Here is a 19,726-nt window from a genome sequence, read left to right on the forward strand (position 1 = left end):
TGAAACCTGCCGGAAGGCGTCAGGTGTCGGCATGCGCGGCGGCGGCTTCCATCACAGTGGAACGCCTGCGGTGGTGGCGCTCGTAGTCGAGTGCGTGTCGGGCCAGGCCGGCCTCCGCGCCGCGCAGGCGCTGCCGGATCTCGTCCGCGTGCATGCTGTCGTAGCCCGGCCAGGGCACGTTGCCGCGCAATTCGGCGGCCCTGTGCAGGATCGTGACCCGGCCGGCGTGAGCCCGCTCGTAGGCTTCCACCACAGTCAGATCCTCCTGGGACAGCCGCGGCAGCAACTCGATGACCTGGTGGGCAGCCAGCTGGCCATAGTCGGGGATCGGCAGCTCGTCTTCCGACACCATGGCGCCCTCCCAAGTGCCCCTGGCTCGCTCGGCCGCCTGCTGGGTCTGCCGCCACCAGCGTTCACCGGTGCCGAGTACCTGCTCCGCCCGGCCGCGGACCGCTCCCACGACACCCGTGCGCCCGGCAGGGATGACGAGCGTCGCGGCCGCCACCGCCTCGGCGCGCTGCTCCAGGCCGCGACCCAAATCGTCCAGCAGTGCCTCGTCGTCCCGGCGGATGTCGCCAAGCAGTCGCGCGCTGACCTCGTCGCCGGCCTCGTGGGCGATGGCCTCGCCGGCCCGGCAGGCCGCCACAGCGTATGCCGCTGCAGCGCAGTTCTCCTTGGCGTTCTTCAGCATCTGCTGCCCCGTGGCCTTGCCTCGCAGCACTGTGGTCGGGATTCCTACGGCGACTTCCAGCGGCAGCAAGGCTGCCTGCCCAGTGAGGGACAACGCGTGGCCGAACCTGGCGTACAACGGCTTACTGGGCTGCAGCCGTGCCAGTCGCTCGTCGATCCGGCGCATATGGCCCCGAGCGTCGACGAGGTGGCGTTGCATCGTCTCGAGGTCGTCCCCGTCGCGGGTGGCCGTAGTCTGCGCCCGCAGCCGGTCGGCGACCGCCGCCTCGGCTCCGCGTGCCTCCTGCAGCGCGGGTATGATCACATCTGTCGCTGCTGCTGCCATCACACTCTCCTTGGCTGCTGTGATGCGACGAACGGCGCCCCGACGGCGGCGCCGAGCGACGACCGGCTTCGGGCCCCTTCTCCAGGCTGACCCCGCCGGGTCCTGCCCGCATCTCCCGGCGTCTGCGCGGCGCGGGCGACGGCATCCATCGTTTGGGCAACCGCCGTGGCCGTGTGACGTCGGCCCGGCGGACGGCCTGGCTGCCTGCGAGTCGTCGCGTCCCCAGCACGCCGGTGACCTGGCGGACGAGCCGGTCGCACGACCGCGCCCGGTGAACCCGGCGGGCGACGAGGTGCCAGGCCCCGGTTGTGGCGCTTACGGTGGCACCCGTAGGTGTGGCACGGCTTCGTCGGTCCTCCTCGGCTGCGCCCCCACCGCGTGCGGCCGTCGTTGTCCAAGCGACCGGGCACGACGATGCTGGCAGCGGGTGCTGGTATCTGCGTGCCCGGTGTGATCATCTGGGACGACGGGACATTGATCCGCGAGGTCTGCGATGACGACGGCGTTTGTGTTGTGGGGCGGCGGCAGCATGGGCGCCGCCCAGGTGGGGATGTTGCGCGGCCTCACCGCGCGGGGCATCCGTCCCGATCTTGTCATCGGTGCCTCGGTGGGCGCTCTGAATGCGGCCTACTATGCGGCCCTCCCCGACACGCAAGGAGTCGAGGAGCTCGCCGAGTTGTGGCTGCGCGTCAGCGAACACGACGTGTACCCGCTCAACTCGTCGCAGGTACTGCACACGCTCGCGGACAGCCTCCCCGGCCGACCGCTGCGCGGCGTGCTGCGAGCGCTCGGCGGTCTGAACTACATCTTCCCCATCAACCCGTTGATGATCGGGCTGGCGGCCGCGGGCAGGACCAACCACCTCTTCGACAATCACCGCTTCCGCCGCTATGTCGAGAACGTGCTGCCCCTGGAACGCCTGGAGCAGGCCCGGCTCCCTGTGAAGATCCTTGCCACCGATGTGTGCAACGGGGAAGGAGTGCTCCTCTCGCGCGGGGAGGCGGTGCCGGCCCTGATGGCCAGCACCGCAGTCCCGGGGTTCTACCCATCCGTGGAGATCGGCGGCCGCCATCTCATGGACGGTTCGGTGTCCAGCAACACCACACTCGACCATGCGATCGAGCTCGGAGCGGACGAGGTGTACTTGCTCACCCCGGGCTACTCCTGCCCCCTGCCCGCTCCTCCGTCCACAGTGCTGGCCATCGCGGTCCACACCTACAACCTGCTCGGAGAACAACGCATGGCCGCCTCGATCGCGAACGCGCGCACGCAGGTGCGGCTGTATCCGCTGCCCGCGTTGTGCCCGATGGAAGTCCTGCCCATCGACTTCCGGCAGACCGCGCGACTCATCGAGCAGGCCACCGAATCGACCCTGTACTGGCTCGACAATGATCGCCAAGCACAGCCGGGCGCCGCCCGTGCCCTGGGCGACTTCCGCACCCTCTCCTGACTGGGCCCCGTGCCGGCGGGCTGCCGACCATCTCCACGGGCGCGACATTGACTCCTGACGACCAGATGCAGGAGGCGTCGTCGACCTCGGCCCGGCTGTATTCAACAGGTTGTTCGGGCCAGTCCAGCACTGAGATTGGGGGCCGGCTTATGCGCGCCGACGCGCGCCAATGCCGTCGGCCACGGCAGAACGGGCGGCCGAGACCGCCCCGCACGAGTCGTGACCCAGTACCACCGGTCGTGCGCGAGAGAACGTGGTGCGCGGAGCACGAGGCCCCGGCCTGCGCAAGCATGGCGTCAGTCCGGGCCGGGGCCTCTCGCCGTGCGCCCTCGCCACTGGAAGTGGGCAGAGTCGTGTCTTGACGTGTTCCAGCGCGTAGCGCCCTTTTCGCAGCTCGCGATCTGCGTTCACCCGAGCGGTCCTCACTCCTATGCCCCCAGCGCGAGGATCGTCTCGCTGATCTGCTGCCGCTTCCAAAGCTGCAAGGTCCGCTTGCGAGGGGCAAGCTGTGGGCATGCCTGATCGCCCAAATGCGGTAGTCGTGCACCCTGTGCTGTACGGGTCCCGGCGCGTGACGGTCGCCGGGAAAGACATCGGCCGCGCCTACTGCACTTCCGATCTGGTGGAGCTGCTGCTGCAGGCCGGCCTCGGCGAGCAAGTGCTCTCGCTGGATGAGTGCGACCTGATCGAATGGATCGGCGGCGGGCCCAACGTCTGGCACAGCTCATAGCCGGAGGCACCGACCAGTCGTAACCCGGGGCGGGCACACGCCGTTGCTCTGTGCGATGGAATGCCTTGGGGGTGCGCTCGACGTGGCACGCTGGCGGCTCTGCCGCTGCTGTCGTCCGCCGGCCAGTCGGACAGCACAACCTAGGCAGTTACCGGGGCCCGTGCGGGCCCACACCACCCACGGCCAACCGGCGCCGCACAGCCGCCAGGATCGTCAGCGGCTTCCCCCTCCCCTGGGCGTCTCCCCGCTGCTGGGCGTTCGGTGACGTCGAGACCGCCGCTGATCAGTCCGGCCGCCGTCACCGTCCGGGCGCGCGGTCGCGTCGCCACTGCCGAGGCCGAGCCGGGCCAGCAGCAGGCCCTCGACCGTCTGCCGCAGCCTTTCATCACCGCCTGACGGCGCCCCGACATCCACACGGTCGGTATACCGACTCGGCCACTGCGCCCGGCCCACCGGCCGCGGCGTGTCGCACTCACCGCAGCGCGGGTGCGCCGACCTCGCGCGTGACGGCAGCTGCGGCACCACGATGAGCGCGCCTTGATACGGATTGACGAAGAGGGCCGTTCGGCCTGAAGACCGGGTGCCGAACAGCACTCGGCATGACCGCGATGAGGGGGTTAACGCTGGGGGCAAGCAGCGTTCTGGAGGAGGTGCGTTGTGTCCGATGAGGGCATGGCCGAGCGCCTTATTGATCAGTTCTTCGTCGAACTCGTCGCCGACGCCGAACGCCACTCCGACGCAGCCGATCGGGACAAAGTACGGGCGGCATCCCGCGCATGGAACGCCGATGGGACCCTGGACGCCTTTACCGTGATCCGGGTGCGGATGTGGGCCGCGAACCGCGCACTGACCGCGTACAAGGGCCACAAGGCTGACGCTTTCAGTCAGCGGCAGTCAGAGCGTCTGGAAATCGCCGAATGGCTGGCCATGCACAGCAGGCGGCCCAAACCGCCTGCGCCTTGACCACGTAGTCGGCCGAGCCTGGTCGCCGACGGCTGTTGCCGCGGCAAGGGCCAGCGACCTGGGTACGTCCGCGGCACGTGCCCACTTGGTGAGTCGATGACCGGGCCGAGGGCGAATGCGGCGATGAGGACGATCCACGCAGCGGCGGAGGTCGCCAGCAGCGTGTCGGAGAACCACTGCGGTCCGATCACACCGAAACACAGCGACAGCACGCCGCCGGCCATCACTGCCGCAGCGGCGCCGGGTGGCTCGGCTAAGGCAGGCCGCCGGGCCGCTGCGACGATCCTCGCGCGTACGGTCACGGTGTCCACCCGACCGAGGATGGAAGATCAGCTCGTGGCCGCGCGGGGATGATGACCAGGCACTGTCAGCGCGCCGCTTGTCGAGTGCGCAGGCGGCGCCGCCCGTAGCCGATCAGCTTGGGGAGTGGGGAGGCGGCCGCCGTGGCGGCTGCTGCGATACACACCGCGTTTGGCGGCGGCGCTGGCGGTGAACCCCTCGACTGCGATGCGGACGGTCGACAAACTCGAGTCGCTCGGACTCGTCGACCGCCAGATCAACCCGGCCAACCGTCGCGAGGTGATCCTTCGGTTGACAGCGGTCGGCCGTGGCCTGGTCCAGCAGGTGCTCGCTCGCATCGCGAACGGCAGGACAGATTTTCCGTCATTCAATCGTTTCTTAATTATTGCGCGCTGCAATGATACAGTATCTCAGGCGGCCAGTTCCGGCGTGGACGCTGCCGGGACTGTAAGAAGGGTGGTGACCGTGGGCACCGATTCCGTACACGAGGCGTATTCATTTGTGTGTCTGCGCTGCGGGCGCGGATGGGAGCAGGAGTACCGGATCGTCCGCTCGGTCGACCTGTCGGGCCGACCGCAGGTCCAGTACCTCGTGGACGGGGTGCGTGTTCCCTCGCCGCTGACGCAGGCCGCGTGCCCGTCGTGCGACGGCCGGAAGATCCGCACACTGCGGTTCGGCCGCGTTGACTCGGCCCACCTCCACCACGACTGACCAAACTCGCAGCTCACCTGCTGCAGGCGTGCGACGAAGCACCGCACGGCCTCGAGGGCACGCTCGCCCGCGCCCTCGTCGGCCCGCATTTCAGTCCGGGCTGTACGAGCCCCTCACATCACGGGCAGCGTCGCCCGTAACCGAAAGTCACGGCGGCAGGACAGTGCTGGCCGCCCGGTGTCCTGGCCGGGCGGGTGTGACGAGTGACCGAGCAGACAACGAACAGCGGAGGTGTTCCGTGGCGCAGGCCCATGCTGCGCGGCTCAAGGGAAAAGCGGCGCTTCTGGGGGACTTCGACGTCTCCCCGAGGGTCGTGGCGATCTCCGCTCTGGCGGTGCCCATCGGGGCCGCGGCGGCGCTCGTCGCGGCAGGCCTGCTCAAGCTGATCGCCCTGTTCACCAACCTCGCCTTCCACTCCCGCTTCGACTTCGCCACCGCCACCCCGGCCGGTACGCCACACCGCTGGCTGATCCTCGTCATGCCGGTCGTGGGCGGCCTGGTGATCGGGCTGATGGCCCGCTACGGCTCGGAGAAGATCCGCGGCCACGGTATGCCGGAGGCTATCGAATCGATCCTCACCGGCGGCAGCAAGGTCCAGCCCCGCGTCGCCGTGCTCAAACCCCTCTCAGCGGCGATATCCATAGGCACCGGCGGACCATTCGGCGCCGAGGGCCCGATCATCATGACCGGCGGCGCCGTCGGATCCATCGTCGCCCAGTTCCTCCGGGTCACCGCTGACGAACGCAAAACCCTTCTCGTGGCCGGCTCCGCCGCCGGCATGGCCGCCACCTTCAACGCACCGCTCGCCTCGATCTTGCTCGCCGTCGAACTGCTGCTGTTCGAATGGCGGCCACGCTCCTACCTCCCTGTCGCCGTCAGCGCCGTCACCGCGACCATCGTCCGCGGCCCGATCCTGGGCAGCGCACCGATCTTCGGAGGTGCACACGTACCGGTACACCTCCCGACGTCCGCGTACGGACTGTGCGTCGTTGCGGGCATTGTCGCCGGACTGCTCGCTCTCCTAGCCACTGCGTTGGTGTACTTCTCCGAAGACACCTTCGCCAAGCTGACGATCCACTGGATGTGGTGGCCCGTGATCGGCGGCGCGATCATCGGGCTCGGCGGGCTGATCGAGCCGAGGGCCCTCGGCGTCGGCTACGACGTCATCGGCCAACTCCTCACCGGCCGCGCGACGGTGGGCCTGATCATCGGCATCCTCATCGTCAAGACCCTGATCTGGGGACTGTCCCTCGGCTCCGGCACATCTGGTGGCGTCCTCGCCCCCATGTTCATGATCGGCGGCGCACTCGGCGCGGCCGAAGGGCTGTTCTTCCCGCACGTGAGTCCCGGCTTCTGGGCGCTGGTCTCGCTCGCAGGAGTGCTCGGCGGAGTGATGCGCTCACCGCTGACGGGCATCGTGTTCTGCCTGGAACTCACCCACGAGATCAACGCCATCATCCCCATGGTCATCACGGCCTCGTCCGCATACCTCCTGTCGGTGATCGTTCTCAAGCGGTCGGTGCTCACCGAGAAGATCGCCCGCCGTGGCCTCCATCTGACCCGCGAGTACTCTGTCGACCCGCTCGAAGTCCACCTGGTGCGTCACCTCGAGGCCTCGCTCACCACGGGTTTCGCCACCAATCAGACCGCTGCCGAGGTCACTGCCATGCTGCAAGCGGCGCACCAGGGCAAGGACGCCTCGGGACTGCTCGCTCAGCGGCTCTACCCGGTGCTCGACAGCGACGGACGCCTCGCCGGGGTGGTCACCCGCGCCGAACTCCTCCACGGCGACCTGGAGGACGTCCGGCCACTGGCCGAACTGGCCCGCCCCGCCATCACCGTCCGCCCCGACCAGACGCTTCGCCACGTCGCCTCGATCATGGCCAAGCACCACATCACCCGCGTCCTCGTGGTCAGCGATGACGAAAACCTCCGTGTCGAAGGGACGCTGAGCCTGCGGCACCTGCTGCACGCCCGGCGCATCGACCTTCACGAGGAACACCACAGCGAGCGTATCCTCACCCTGCGTCCGCGCCGCCGCCCCACCCGAATCGACGCTCAACCCGATGGCACCGCATTGACCGGACACACGACGGAGACGGAAGCAGACAAGGCAGAATCTGTGGCCTGAGTGAGGGCCGAGGCGCATGCCAGCCACTCGTCGACAAGACGGTGGGCCCCGACTGCCGCGAACGGTAACGCCGCGCCGGGCCGACGGCGTGGAAGCCGTACAGGAAAGGCGGGCTGCGCCCGGGCCCGCCGACGACGCCTCCAGCGACCGCGATCCCGATCACTCTGCTGGCCCGGAGCACGGTACTGCTGAGTCCGGCCTGCTCTCCCGGCACCGCGTGTCGGCCAAGCCCCCGATCCCGATCCGCGGAGGTCGAAGGAAGGCCACGTTTGAGGCGACGCCTCGCGGGCACGGCTGCGAAGCGTATGTTCACGTTCTTGCGGCCGACCGCCGAACTGGTCGGTGCTCCCCGCACGTGGGCTGGGAGCACCGCAACGTCCATTTTAGTTTCGGGTTGCGAAAGCACCCCGTCGCATGTGATGCGCATCACATGTGCACCCCGGGTCGGCGCGGTCGCGCAGGTCAGAGCGAATGTTAGCGCTCGCGAAGCACATCGCCGAACTGGTCATGTCGCGCGATGCTGAAGCAGGAAACAGCGCGATCACCGTGACCGGTCGTCTACCAGTGGTCAAGGACGTCGGTGACCGAAACCGTCCGGCTTTCACCCAGGCGTGCCAGGGCTGCCGACCGTAAAATTGAGCTCATGGGCTGGCGAATTTTCGCTTCCTCCGCGCCTGAATTGGTTCTTGAGACCAAAGGCGATTCCCAGGTCATCATTCCGAGCCGCTCTTACCGCTTCGGGCGCGACCCGATGGGCGAAGTTGTGTGTGCGGATCCCAGAGTCTCCTGGCATCATGCGGTGCTCCGGTCAGGCAGGGGCGGCTGGACGCTGGATGACGTCGGCAGTACGAATGGAACATACGCCGACGGCCGTCGTGTGCGGCATGTGCAGGTAGGGCCGGGCAGCGTCATACGATTCGGAAACCCTGTGGACGGTCCGTGGGCAACGCTCAGCAGCATGCCGGCCCCGGAGAGCCAGACGGCGCCGGTGGAGGTGCCATCGGAGACAGGAGAGTTCCGCAGCCCGATCTTGATCCGGCCACTGCCAGTGCGCACGATCACGATCGGTCGTTCACCGGACAACGACCTCGTCGTCGAGGATCTCCTGGTCTCCCGTAACCACGCGCAACTCAGCGCGCGGCTCGACGGCAGCTACGAGATCGTCGATCTAGGCAGTCACAACGGTACGTACCTCAACGGACAGCCAGTCTTGCGGGCGGTGGTCCATCAGGGCGACATCGTCGGCATCGGCCACGCGGACTTCCGCCTCGTTGGGAACGAGCTCCTGGAGTTCGTGGATATCGGGGAGGTGTCGCTGAGCGTCCAGGACCTGGAGGTCCAGGTGGACGACGGCCGCAAGACGCTCATTGAGCGCCTCTCGTTTCCCGTGGGGGAGAAGTGCCTGCTGGCGGTCGTCGGTCCGAGCGGCTCAGGCAAGTCCACCCTTCTCAACGCGCTCACCGGACTGCGTCCGGCGGACCGCGGCACGGTCTTGTACGACGGCCGTGATCTCTACCGGGACTACGCGGAGCTGCGCCAACGCATCGGCCTGGTACCGCAGGAGGACATCTTGCACTCCCAGCTGTCCGTGCGCCGAGCTCTGGGCTACGCCGCCGAGCTGCGCTTCCCGGCGGACACAGACAAGACCGAGAGGCAGTCGCGGGTGGACGAGGTGATCAGCGAACTCGGCCTGGATGCCCGGGTCGACCAGAGGATTCACAGCCTGTCGGGGGGCCAGCGCAAAAGAGTCAGCGTCGCTCTCGAACTGCTGATCAAGCCGTCACTTCTCTTCCTCGACGAGCCGACCTCGGGCCTTGACCCCGGCATGGACCGCTCAGTGATGAACATGCTGCGCGGCCTCGCGGACGGCGGCCGCACCGTCATCGTCGTCACCCATAGCGTGCTCAATCTCGATGTGTGCGACCGGCTCCTCGTCCTCGCCCCCGGTGGGAGGGTCGCCTACTACGGTCCGCCAGACAAGACTTTGTCCTTCCTCGGGTTCACCCACTGGCCCGAGGCGTTCGAAGCATTCGAGGACGACAAAGAGCGCGACTGGGTCGCGGAATACCGAGCTTCGCCCCTACACAGTGAGTACGTCATCGAGGCCATGGAACAGCCCGGCCCCAGAGTCCCTTCTGGACACGCGACCGTCCAGCTGCCCAAGCCGCAGAGCTGGGCCTCTCAGCTCGGTACGCTGATCCGCCGCTACGCGGCCGTACTCGCATCCGACCGGACCTTCTTGACGATCATGGTCGCGTTGCCGTTCGTCATGGGGGCGATGGCTCGCGCGCTCGCGGGGAGCAGGCTCAATCAGAACACGGCGCTGAACGCGCTGCTCATCCTGTGCGTCGGAGGGGTGCTGACGGGGGCGGCCAACGCCGTGCGCGAGCTGGTCAAGGAACGGGCGATCTACCAGCGGGAGCGGGCAGTGGGGCTGTCTCGCTCTGCCTACCTGTTCTCCAAGATCATGGTGCTCGGTGCCATCACGGTGGGTCAGGCCGTGGTCCTCACCTTGGTCGGGCTTTCGGGAGTCGATCTTGGGGTTCATGGCCGGGGTGCGGTGTCTCTTCCGCCGCTCCTCGAGATCAGCTTCGCTGTGGCGCTGCTCTCTTTCACTTCCATGATGCTGGGACTGGTTGTCTCCGCGTTGGTGCGGAGGGAGGAGGGCACCATGCCGCTGCTGGTCCTTCTCACCATCGTCCAGGTCGTGTTCTGTGGCGCGCTGCTCAAGCTCAATGGGGTGCTCGGGCTGGAGCAGATTTCCTGGTTGGTGGCGTCGCGCTGGGCGTTCGGAGCCGTCGCCGGGACGGTCGACCTGCATACCATTGCCCCCTCGACCAACACTTCGGATCCGCTCTTCACACACTCGCCGGGCGCTTGGGGTCTCAATATGGGCATGATGCTCGTGCTGTCTGTAATTGAGGGCGTCCTCGTGTTGAGGATGTTGCGTCGGCACGAGCCTGCCATCATGCGGAAGTAGCCAACACAGGGCCGCCGCGTTTTCGCGACTGTCGGTGACGCAGGAGGTCACCTTCTTAAGCACACCGCCAAGGGCCGGGCCCACTCGAACCGCGCCTGTCTGGAGACGCGGACCAAGGGGCCCGAGGTCAACAACTTAGCGGCACGCGGCCACGAGACAGCCCCGGGCACTCGCGTCGCGCCCCGACGCACGCCAGACGTCACCCGATAGAAGGTGACTTCCGTTCGGGCGTACAAGGACCTCAGGCACGCCCTCCCGTTCCTGTTGCCGTTCATGTGCCGCCGCTTCCCGCAGGGGCGGCGTGTCTCCATCCGGCCGATTCAGCTCGCCACTCACCGTTGTCTCCTGCCACGATCGGTGATGTTGGTTCGAGTCGATGGCAGCAAGATGCCGAGCCGTGAGCGATGGTGTGCCGAAGCGGCCGCGGCCCCTGGCAATTGGCGGAGTCCGGCAGCGCTTGATGACGGCGCTATGAGGATGGTCTGGACGGAGGAGAGCGAGCGTGGAGCAGCTGAGCTGGCTGGATGCGGCCTTTTGGCACCTGGAATCGCCGACGGCGCCGCTGCACCTGGGCGCCCTGGCTGTCTTCGAACTCCCTCAGCCGCTGACCTCGGCGCACTTGGTGCCGCTGATCAGCGAGCGCGCCTCACGTATCCCCACTTTGCGCCGCCGGGTGGTTACCGGCGGCTGGGGCCCGCTGGCGTCGCCGAGGTGGGAATCCGACGCCGTCTTCGACCCCGGGCGCCACATGCACCTGCACGAGCTGCACGACGACGGCGACCAGGCGCTGGCCAGGGCCGCGGCGGATTGGATGGCGGTCCCCCTAAACCCGCACCTGCCGCCGTGGGAGATCCACCTGCTCACCCCAGCACGCAGTCTTACCGGTGGGCAGAACCGCTTCGCGATCCTGTTCAAGGCGCACCACGCCATGGCCGACGGGCTGCGCACGGTGGAACTGGGAGCACAGCTGCTGGACCAGTGGTGTGCCACCGACCCCCCGGCAGCAGGTGCGGCGCCGCACCCGCAACCGGCCGCGCCCGCGGCCCGGTCGACCGGGCCGCGGCGGCTTCTTGGGGCGCTGACCGACCGTTCCGGGCAGCTGGCGCGCACTGCCCGCCTGGCTGGCAGCGTCGCGACCGCCTCGCTGGCGGGCGCCCTGAAACCCGGAGCGCACCCGCTGCATACGCCATCGGCGGGCCGCAGCCGCCTCGCCCTGCCGCTGCTGGACCTGGACGACGTCCACCACGTCCGCAAGCAGCACGGCGCCACGGTCAACGACGTCCTGCTGGCCGTCATCACGGCCGCGTTGCGTATCTGGCTGACCGACCACGGCCACTGCCCCGCCCCCGGTATGGCCCGGGTCCTGGTGCCGGTCAGCAGCCGCCATGCCGCCGGCGACGGTGGCGGCGGTAACCGCCTGTCCGGCTACCTCCTCGACCTGCCCCTCGGCGAGGCCGACCCGATCGCCCGGCTGCGCACTGTCCGGGACGCCATGCGCACGGCCAAGGACCGCGGGCCTCAGCGCGGAGCTGGCGCTGTCGCGCTGCTCGCAGACGTCGTGCCTCCCGCCGCCCAGCGAGTGTGTTCCCCACTGCTGCGGCGGGCCACCCCGCTGCTGTTCGACGCGCTGGTCACCAACGTGCCTCTTCCGGACGTGCCGCTGTCGCTGGCAGGCGCCCCGCTGCGCGCGCTGTATCCGATTGCACCGCTGGCGCCCGGCCAGGCTATGGCGATCGCCATGACCACCTACCGCAACACCGTCCACCTGGGCATCCGTGCGGCTGGCGATGTCGATCCGGCATTCATTGGCCAGGCGGCACACCACGCACTCGCCGAACTGCTCGACACCTCCGGTTGACCTTCAGCGCATGTCGATGGTCTTCCACCGGCCGTGCGCGGGCGGCCACCCGCGATTGTGCGAGCCGGAGCGGCAACTGGTCCTCCGCGTCCCCTGGGTCGACGATACGGGACGGGTACAGGTCAACCGCGGTTTCCGGGTGAAATTCAACTCCGCGCTCGGACCCTACAAAGGCGGCCTGCGTTTCGACCTGGAGCTGATGGAGGACGTCAAACTGCACCGCCGCGGCCGTATCCAATGCCGCGAGACCAGACCTGCCTGAGCCGCAATCCTGGCGCGGCCATCCGCAGGAGGGGCAGCCGCCGCTCGGGCGACCTCGCCCCGCCTGCGGTTTACTCCTACGTGCTTACGGACACGTGCGGGTGGGCAGCCCCACAGCCCGGAGGTTCACGCATGCGCCTGCTGCTCGTCCTGGGGCTTCAGTACATGTTCCTCGGCATGGAGGCCATCGACGCCGAGGGCCTGGACCTGTACCGCAAGCGCATCAGCCCCGATGAGAACTTCCACGCCCTGGAAGTCGCCCGCAAACTGGGCATCGATGTCGCCATCAACCTGATCGTCGACCCCGCATGGGACAAGGAACGCTTCCGCATCGTGCGCGAGTTCGCGCTGTCCGTGCCGGAGATCGTGCACCTGACAGTGATGACCCCCTACCCGGGCACCGAGATCTGGCACACCGAATCCCGCCGACTGACCACCCTCGACTACCGGCTCTTCGACATCCAGCACGCCGTCGTCCCCACCACCTTGCCACTGGAGGACTTCTACCACGAACTGGTGCAAACCCAAGCCGTCATCAACCGCAAACACCTCGGACTGCGCACCGGACTGGGGACCGCCCGCGTCCTGGCCGGCAACCTCGCCCGCGGACAGACGAACTTCCTCCGCATGCTGTGGCGCTTCAACCACGTCTACAATCCCCAACGGCAGCTCGCCGACCATGCCCGCCCGGTCGCCTATGAACTCCCGCTGCCGCAGCACCTCGACGTCAGCAACCGGGGCCAGTTGTACATCCATACCCGTCCGGTCGAGCGCCGCGACCACGACACGGCGAACAAGGTGACGGAAGCGCCCGAATAGAAGCTGACCAGGAGAAGCACGTGCCGCCGTGGCCAGCCAGATGCCCACCGGCACCGTTGGCGTCTACCGGTACTTGGCCCGATCCGAGCGCCCCCGACGTAACAGCGAGCTACCGGCCAGCGGGGCTGTCCACGAGGGAGGGGGAGGATCGTTGTGACCGGCACACACCACCAGTGGGACATCGTCTCCGGTGCGGTGCCGTCGCGGTGCGGTCGCGGTCCTTCGACGAGTACTTCGCCACCGCGAGCCGCTCGGGTATTAATCAGATCGTGCTGCTCGCCGCCGGACTCGATGCGCGGGCGTACCGTTTGAGTTGGCCGCCGCGGTGCCGACTTTACGAGGTGGACCAGTCCAAGGTGTTGCCCTACGGCCACTCGGGTTCGATCCGGGCAGGCCCACCGCGTGGCTGGCCGAGGGACTGCTCCCTTACCTGACCGCCGCGGCGAGGAGTACCTGTGACCAGGTCGACCAGATGTCCGCAGCTGGCAGCCGGATCGTTCTCGACTACGTCGCCGACGTGGCGGCCGTCATGGATCTTCCCCTGTCCGACGAGGAGCGGAGCCAGTTCGGGGTCGACGTCCCGGAGTTGTGGAACCGCGAAGCCCGCCGTGCACCTGACGAGCATCTGCGCGCGGACGGGTGGGTACTGGCCAGCGAGCCCGTAGGCGCGGATCGCCCGCCGCTTCGGACGAGAATGCGGGGGGAGCGCGGGCCGTCCCCGCTGACGGCGATTCTTGAAAATGGCTCTGGCCGCGGTTGCGTGAAGGGCCGGTGTCCTGTGCCAACGGACCCTGATCGGCTGCCGGGGCGTTCGCGTGAAGGTCTGATTTCACCTGGCAGGGAGTGGGGAAGCTCAGCAATTCGGTCAGCACTGGGCTCGGACTACTGGTGTGTACAGCCGGGAAACGAGCCGTTGTAGGGTAAGGGAAAGCCCTTGACCTGCATAAGCAGGCAGGGAGCCGAACTCTGGGAGCGCTGAATGCTGCGTACTCTGTTCAAGTCCAAGATCCACCGGGCCACGGTGACCGAGGCCGACCTGCACTACGTGGGCTCTGTCACCATCGACGCCGACCTCATGGAGGCGGCGGACCTGCTCCCCGGTGAGCTGGTCCACATCGTCGACATCACCAACGGCGCCCGCCTGGAGACCTATGTCATCGAGGGCCGGGGCGGCTCGGGCGTCATCGGGATCAACGGAGCCGCTGCGCACCTCGTCCACCCCGGCGACCTGGTGATCCTCATCAGCTACGCGCAGGTGGACGACGCCGAGGCCCGCACGCTGCGCCCACGCGTAGTGCACGTCGACGCGGACAACCGCATCGTCGCCACCGGCGCGGACGCCGCCGAGCCCGTCCCGGGCAGCGCGACCACCGCGAGCCCTCATGCCGTCACCGCGGGCGCTCACCAGCGTCCGTAATGGATGACGTCGTCCTCGGGACGGCGCCGACCGGACAGGTCCCGCCGCTCGGTCTCCGCGCTGTACCCGAGGGCAATCGCCCCGATGGGCTCGTGATCGTCCGGCACTCCGAAGGCCTCGCGGAACGGCGCCACCGCCTCCGGGACGATGCCGAAGAACAGCGCACCGAGCTCCTCGTCGACCACCGTGAGCAGCATGTTCATCGCGGCCATCGCGGTGTCGATGTGCCAGAAGGGCACCGGCCAGCGAGCCTCGTCGCGGTCGGTCCAGCCCTTGTCCGGCTGCGCGTAGCGGTCGAGGTAGGTCCGCTTGCAGGAGAGCGGGACGATCACCGCGGGGGCGGTGGTGACGCTCTCCTGGACGGCCGCGTCGGCGATCTCCCAGAACCGCTTGAGGTCGTCGCCCTGCAGCACCAGGAACGCCTGGCCCTGCGAGAAACCGGCCGACGGTGCGCGCGTGCCGTTGTGCAGGACTCGCTCCAGCACCTCCTGCGGAACGGGATCGGGGCGGAAGGTGCGGCACATACGGCGGTGGTCGATGACGTGTTGCAGATCCATTCGGCGACCCTAAACAGTTGAATAGCTCTCTGCGGAAGGCGCTCAACCTGTGAGTACCGGCTGTGGGTTCCGGTTGTGAGTACCGGCCGTGAGTTCCGGTCACGGGCGCATCGCGATCCGGCAACACGAAGTAGTAGAGCAGCCCGATCGCGACCAGGTATCCGAGCAGCATCAGCATCCACCTCAGGTTGTAGCTGATGGCCTGTCCTTCGCTGCGGACCATCCCACGAGATTCACCGGCAGCGGTGCGCTACGCGACGGACGGCCCGGCGCGTCGTGTGCCGGGCCGCCCGTCGCGCTGGTCGGCTCAGAAGTCGAAGAAGCCGCCCCCGTTGTCGTCGTTGCGGCCGTCGAAGCCGCCGCGGTCCTCGTAGACGTTGTTCTCGATGACCTCGCGCGGCTCGTCGCGGTCGCTGAGCATCTCGTCGAGGAGCGCGCCGCCCACCAGGCCGGCCACACCGGCGCCGACGACGGCGCCGGTGCTGTGGCCGTGCCGCTGCTGCGGGTATCCGGGCTGCGGATACCCCTGTTGTGGGTACCCCTGCTGGGGATAGCCCGCCTGCTGCGGGTAGCCGGCGGCCTGCGGCGCACCCTGCGGCATGTAGTACGGCGGTGCCGTGGTCTGCACGCGCTGGGCACACGGGCCGCAGGCCTGGATCGGCCGCGGCACGCCCCATTGCGGTGCCCACAACACGCTGGCGCTGCCCGGGGCGTGCGACGGATCGAAGAAGCAGGTCACAGGAACTCCCTGAAGATCGACGGCGGTTGTCGCCGTCAGAAGCGTACCTGTGTGCGATCTCCTTCGGTCGGTGCGGCTATCCCCCCGGCTGCTTGGGCGAGGGACTGGTGGTGGTCCCGCCTGTCGTACCTCCGTTGGTGGTCCCGGAGGTTGTTCCCGATGTGTTGCCGCCGCCGGTGGTTCCGCTGCTGGTGCCGCCGAAGAAGCCTCCGGTGAAGCCGCCGGTGGTCGAGGTCGACGTGTCGGTCGGCGACGGGCTCGCGCAGCCCCTCTTCCGCTGGAAGCAGGGCGTCAGCGTCGGGCTCGGCGTGGCCGACGCAGTCGCCGTGGCGGTCGGCGTCGTGGTCGGCGTGGGGCTCGCCGTGGGGGCACCGTTCTCGTTCGCTCCCTGGCCGGTCGGCGGGGCGGGCGGGAACTGCTGGACGGGCTGGCCGGCCAGCGCCGCGGTCATGTAGTCGGTCCACACCTCGGTCGGCATGTCCGCGCCGAAGACCTTGCTGTAGCCGCCGACGCCGACCATCGACTGCAGGCCGACGTTGTTCGGATCCTCCTTGAACATGGAGACCGCGGTGGTCAGCTGCGGCGTGTAGCCGATGAACCAGGCGGACTTGTAGTCGTCGGTGGTACCGGTCTTGCCGGCCGCGGGACGGCCCAGCGCCTTGGCGTTGGTACCGGTGCCCTGCTGGACCACGCCTTGGAGGACGTTGGTGACGGTGTTGGCGGTCGAGGCCGGCATCGCATAGTTCCCGGTGGGGGCGTCGAAGCCGGGCAGCTGCTCGGAGCCGTTCGAGTCGGCGTGGAGGACCCTGGTCACCGAGTACGGGTCGTGCTCGACACCGGCGTCATCGAAGGTGCTGTACGCGTCGGCCATCCGGATCGCGGACGGTGTCGAGGTGCCGATGAAGAAGCCCGCGGTGTTGTACTGCAGGCTGCTTCTCAGCAGCCCGGCCTTGATCGCCTCCTGCTCCACGGTGTCGTATCCGACGTATTCGCCGAGCTGGACGTACGGGGTGTTGACCGACTGCTGCATCGCCAGGCTCAGCGGGATGTAACCCCACTTCTGGTTGGTGTCGTTGTGCTGGTGCAGCAGGCCGGTCGGGTCGGTGGAGTCGGTGATGTAGTTGCCGTTCTGGTCCTTGATCTCGATGCCGTCGTCACCGTTGAACTTGCTCGACGGCGTGATCTGCGACGGTTGCTGGCCTGGTGAGAGCACCGCGCCGTGGTCGATGGCGGCGGCGAGGTCGAAGGGCTTGAAGGTGGAGCCGACGGGAACCCCGGTCGCGTCGGCGTTGTCGGTGTAATGCCCCTTGTCATAGCCCGGGCCACCGTAGAGAGCGACGATCGCACCGGTCTTGGGGTCGACCGAGGCGGCCCCGACCTGGACGTTCTTATCCGCCGACCGGTTCTGCGGGTCGAGATGGTTCTTGCTCATCTTGGCGACGGCTGTGCTGAGTTCACTGACCTTGTTCTTGTCGAAGGTCGTGTAGATCTGGTAGCCGCCCTTGTTGAACTGCTGGTCGGTGATGTTCGCGTGGGACTCCACGTACTTCGTGGCGGCATCGACCAGATAGCCGACCTGACCGCTCATCCCGCTGTCGGTCGCCATCGGCTTCGGCGTCGGGAAACCGGCCGCCTTCCACTTGGCCTCGTCGGTCGCACTGAGCTGGCCGATCTTGACCATGCGGTCGAGGACGTACGTCCAGCGCGCCTCCGCGGTCTGCCTCGCTACCGGGTCGGTGTCCGCGTTCATCATCAGGCTCGGCTCGTTGACCGTGGCGGTGAGGAACGCGCCCTGGCTGACATTCAGTTTGTTGGCAGGGATGCCGTAGTAGGCCTCGGCGGCGGCCTGGATCCCGTACGCACCGCGTCCGTAGTAGTTGGTGTTGAGGTACCCCTGAAGGATCTGTTCCTTGCTGTACTTCGTGCCGATCTTCAGCGAGATCATGATCTCGTCGAGCTTGCGGGTGATGGTCTGGTTCTGGTTGAGGTAGTAGTTCTTGACGAACTGCTGGGTGATGGTCGAGCCGGACTGTACGTCACCGCCCGAGGCCATGTGGTAGACCGCGCGCAGGATCCCCTGCGGGTCGACGCCGGGGTCGGTGTAGAAGGAGGAGTTCTCCGCCGCGAGGAAGTCCCACTGCACAGGGGGCGGGATTTCGCTCAGATTGACGTTTTGCCGGTCGACCTGGCCGACGCTGGCCATCTGCGTACCGTCGGCCCAGTAGAAGACGTTGTTCTGCAGCTGTGTGCTCGGGTTGGGGCTGGGTATGGAGACCGTGGCGTAGGCGAACGCCACTGCCCCCAGCATGCCGCCGAAGCCGATCACGAAGACGCTGAGCACTTGCTTCCACGACGGCAGCCACCGCCGAAGACCCCGCTTGCCGGAGCGCGGATAGTCGATGAAGCGCCTCTTGCCGCTCGGCGTACCCCGGCCCGCATCGACCCGCCGGCCGTCAGATCTGCGGCGCCCCGAGCGGCGGTTCGCGGCCTGAGCAGCCTTGCGCATCTCGGCGCGCGTCATCCGCGGCTGTTCGCCGCCGGGCCCCATGCCGTCCGGGCGCCCGCCGGGCTGCCCACCTCCGATCGGCCGTGAGGGTTTGCGTCGGTGTTCGCTCATTCTCTCGCTGCTTTCGATCAGGTATGTCGCCCGGTCGCGGCTGTTGTGGGATGCGCGGAGGATAGCCCGGAAACATGGGAAGGCCATACGGCAGGGTGATTGGTCCCCCTTGTTCTGGTTGTCGCATTCCGGTATGGCATGTCATGCCATGTCCCGCCTCGCATCCGCTGCGGGAGTAAAGCTTAGTCCTACGCTCTGTAGTAGCTCAGGGGCGCACCAGGGGCAGGCTCTGCAGTCGCAGCGCCTGGCAGACCGCGTACGTCGAGGCGGCGAACGGTGGATAGCCCAGGTAGCCGAGGAGTGGCATCCGGAACAGGTGGGGCGCCGTCTGCAGGTGCGGGATCGTGTAGACCCAGTGGTAACCGGCCGAACCGCCGTTCCACAGCTCCCAGAAGAAGCCGGCGGTCAGGCCGGCCAGCGCCAGTGCCGCCGCCGTTCCCCACCGCCCTTCGGCCGCCTCACCCAGCAGGCTGGGCCGCCCGGCGCGGTAGTTGAGCGGATCGAGGAGCAGGAAAGGGATGAACCAGAGCAAAGGGAACGCCTCGCGCGGAAAGGCGAGCGTCAACGCCAGCGCCACGACACCGGCGAACGGCAGAACCACCGACGCGGGCCCGACATGAGGGAGACGGCCGCCGCTCAATCGCCGCACGCGCCTCACGGAGCGGTACAGGTCGAGGGTCTCATAGAGCGCGGGGATTACGATGCTTGCCGTGATGCCCTGGGCGACATCCCAGTGCAGCCGTCCGTGGCGGGCAGGCGCCGCGTAGTACCAGTTGCGGATGACGTGGTTGACGAGCTCGTGCAGCGCCCAATAGGCGGAGGAGGCCGGGAAGAGCGCGAGGAACGCCCACGGCCGGCGGGTCATGAAGGAGCTGGCGGTGCGCAGCTGCACCAAGCCGTCGACGGTGAGGATGTAACCCAGCCACAGCGGCAGGAAGACCTCCTGCGAATACGCGCTCGTCCAGCTCCAGTACACGGACCAGAAGACGGCGACGAGAACGAGACCCGCCACCAGCTGCCAGGGCGTACGGGCCCGCCGACGGAGTCGGCCGATGTGGCGCATACAGGCCCTTCCCGTTGATCCCTTTCGTCAATTCTTCTGTTCAAAATAGATGACGTGGGGCCTTTCGTCCCTTGCTGAGGTGACCTAAGACGCCCCCGCGCCCCAGTCGCCCGTG

General features: G+C 67.9%; 14 protein-coding genes and 3 pseudogenes. 12 read left to right on the plus strand and 5 right to left on the minus strand.

Going from position 1 to position 19,726, the window contains the following annotated elements; genetic code table 11:
* Positions 1-19: 19 nt before the first annotated feature.
* Positions 20-1,015, minus strand: coding sequence for a hypothetical protein (locus NGB36_RS03010; protein WP_255918437.1), 996 nt, complete (start codon positions 1,013-1,015; stop codon positions 20-22).
* 493 nt (positions 1,016-1,508) lie between these two features.
* On the opposite strand from NGB36_RS03010, the gene NGB36_RS03015 reads away from it, so the two are divergent.
* From NGB36_RS03015 to panD, 12 genes and pseudogenes are all read left to right on the plus strand, one after another.
* Positions 1,509-2,465: a patatin-like phospholipase family protein gene (locus tag NGB36_RS03015; RefSeq protein WP_255918438.1), complete on the plus strand. Its 957-nt coding sequence runs from the start codon at positions 1,509-1,511 to the stop codon at positions 2,463-2,465.
* Between the two features lie 514 nt (positions 2,466-2,979).
* Positions 2,980-3,195 carry a hypothetical protein gene (locus NGB36_RS03020; protein WP_255918439.1) on the plus strand — a complete coding sequence of 72 codons (216 nt, stop codon included), beginning with the start codon at positions 2,980-2,982 and terminating at the stop codon, positions 3,193-3,195.
* Between the two features lie 261 nt (positions 3,196-3,456).
* A complete protein-coding gene (locus tag NGB36_RS03025; protein WP_255918440.1) occupies positions 3,457-3,591 on the plus strand; it encodes a hypothetical protein in 135 nt (44 codons plus the stop codon).
* Positions 3,592-3,852: 261 nt separating this feature from the next.
* A complete protein-coding gene (locus tag NGB36_RS03030; protein ID WP_255918441.1) occupies positions 3,853-4,158 on the plus strand; it encodes a hypothetical protein in 306 nt (101 codons plus the stop codon).
* 471 nt (positions 4,159-4,629) lie between these two features.
* Positions 4,630-5,169 carry a MarR family winged helix-turn-helix transcriptional regulator gene (locus NGB36_RS33350; RefSeq protein ID WP_308288796.1) on the plus strand — a complete coding sequence of 180 codons (540 nt, stop codon included), beginning with the start codon at positions 4,630-4,632 and terminating at the stop codon, positions 5,167-5,169.
* Positions 5,170-5,407: 238 nt separating this feature from the next.
* Complete coding sequence (locus tag NGB36_RS03045) at positions 5,408-7,300, plus strand: chloride channel protein (RefSeq protein ID WP_255918442.1); 1,893 nt, start codon at positions 5,408-5,410, stop codon at positions 7,298-7,300.
* Between the two features lie 643 nt (positions 7,301-7,943).
* Positions 7,944-10,280, plus strand: a complete 2,337-nt coding sequence (locus NGB36_RS03050; protein WP_255918528.1) for an FHA domain-containing protein — start codon at positions 7,944-7,946, stop codon at positions 10,278-10,280.
* A 502-nt stretch (positions 10,281-10,782) separates the two neighbouring features.
* A complete protein-coding gene (locus NGB36_RS03055; protein ID WP_255918443.1) occupies positions 10,783-12,138 on the plus strand; it encodes a wax ester/triacylglycerol synthase family O-acyltransferase in 1,356 nt (451 codons plus the stop codon).
* Between the two features lie 52 nt (positions 12,139-12,190).
* A pseudogene (locus NGB36_RS33645) lies at positions 12,191-12,400 on the plus strand (Glu/Leu/Phe/Val dehydrogenase dimerization domain-containing protein); the annotation flags it as partial.
* A gap of 149 nt (positions 12,401-12,549) precedes the next feature.
* A pseudogene (locus NGB36_RS03065) lies at positions 12,550-13,218 on the plus strand (hopanoid C-3 methylase HpnR); the annotation flags it as partial.
* 173 nt (positions 13,219-13,391) lie between these two features.
* A pseudogene (locus NGB36_RS03070) lies at positions 13,392-14,137 on the plus strand (class I SAM-dependent methyltransferase).
* Between the two features lie 60 nt (positions 14,138-14,197).
* Positions 14,198-14,635, plus strand: a complete 438-nt coding sequence (panD, locus tag NGB36_RS03075) for an aspartate 1-decarboxylase (RefSeq protein WP_255918444.1) — start codon at positions 14,198-14,200, stop codon at positions 14,633-14,635.
* Here the strand turns inward: panD and NGB36_RS03080 are convergent.
* From NGB36_RS03080 to NGB36_RS03095, 4 genes are all read right to left on the minus strand, one after another.
* Complete coding sequence (locus tag NGB36_RS03080; protein ID WP_255918445.1) at positions 14,620-15,192, minus strand: nitroreductase family protein; 573 nt, start codon at positions 15,190-15,192, stop codon at positions 14,620-14,622. The genes panD and NGB36_RS03080 overlap by 16 nt on opposite strands.
* Positions 15,193-15,499: 307 nt before the next feature.
* Positions 15,500-15,931 carry a hypothetical protein gene (locus NGB36_RS33075; protein WP_308288797.1) on the minus strand — a complete coding sequence of 144 codons (432 nt, stop codon included), beginning with the start codon at positions 15,929-15,931 and terminating at the stop codon, positions 15,500-15,502.
* 76 nt (positions 15,932-16,007) lie between these two features.
* Positions 16,008-18,548, minus strand: coding sequence for a transglycosylase domain-containing protein (locus NGB36_RS03090; RefSeq protein WP_255918446.1), 2,541 nt, complete (start codon positions 18,546-18,548; stop codon positions 16,008-16,010).
* Positions 18,549-18,753: 205 nt separating this feature from the next.
* Entirely contained in the window at positions 18,754-19,611 is an 858-nt protein-coding gene (locus NGB36_RS03095; protein WP_255918447.1) for a hypothetical protein, read from the minus strand.
* Positions 19,612-19,726 lie beyond the last annotated feature (115 nt).

It is taken from the genome of Streptomyces humicola (assembly GCF_024436035.1).
GTDB lineage: Bacteria > Actinomycetota > Actinomycetes > Streptomycetales > Streptomycetaceae > Streptantibioticus_B > Streptantibioticus_B humicola.

Excerpts from the sequence above, each read along its gene's own strand:
- NGB36_RS03010 (WP_255918437.1), bottom strand. The coding sequence starts at position 1,015 with ATGGCAGCAGCAGCGACAGATGTGATCATACCCGCGCTGCAGGAGGCA.
- NGB36_RS03015 (WP_255918438.1), top strand. The coding sequence starts at position 1,509 with ATGACGACGGCGTTTGTGTTGTGGGGCGGCGGCAGCATGGGCGCCGCC.
- NGB36_RS03020 (WP_255918439.1), top strand. The coding sequence starts at position 2,980 with ATGCCTGATCGCCCAAATGCGGTAGTCGTGCACCCTGTGCTGTACGGG.
- NGB36_RS03050 (WP_255918528.1), top strand. The coding sequence starts at position 7,944 with ATGGGCTGGCGAATTTTCGCTTCCTCCGCGCCTGAATTGGTTCTTGAG.
- panD (WP_255918444.1), top strand. The coding sequence starts at position 14,198 with ATGCTGCGTACTCTGTTCAAGTCCAAGATCCACCGGGCCACGGTGACC.
- NGB36_RS03080 (WP_255918445.1), bottom strand. The coding sequence starts at position 15,192 with ATGGATCTGCAACACGTCATCGACCACCGCCGTATGTGCCGCACCTTC.
- NGB36_RS03090 (WP_255918446.1), bottom strand. The coding sequence starts at position 18,548 with ATGAGCGAACACCGACGCAAACCCTCACGGCCGATCGGAGGTGGGCAG.
- NGB36_RS03095 (WP_255918447.1), bottom strand. The coding sequence starts at position 19,611 with ATGCGCCACATCGGCCGACTCCGTCGGCGGGCCCGTACGCCCTGGCAG.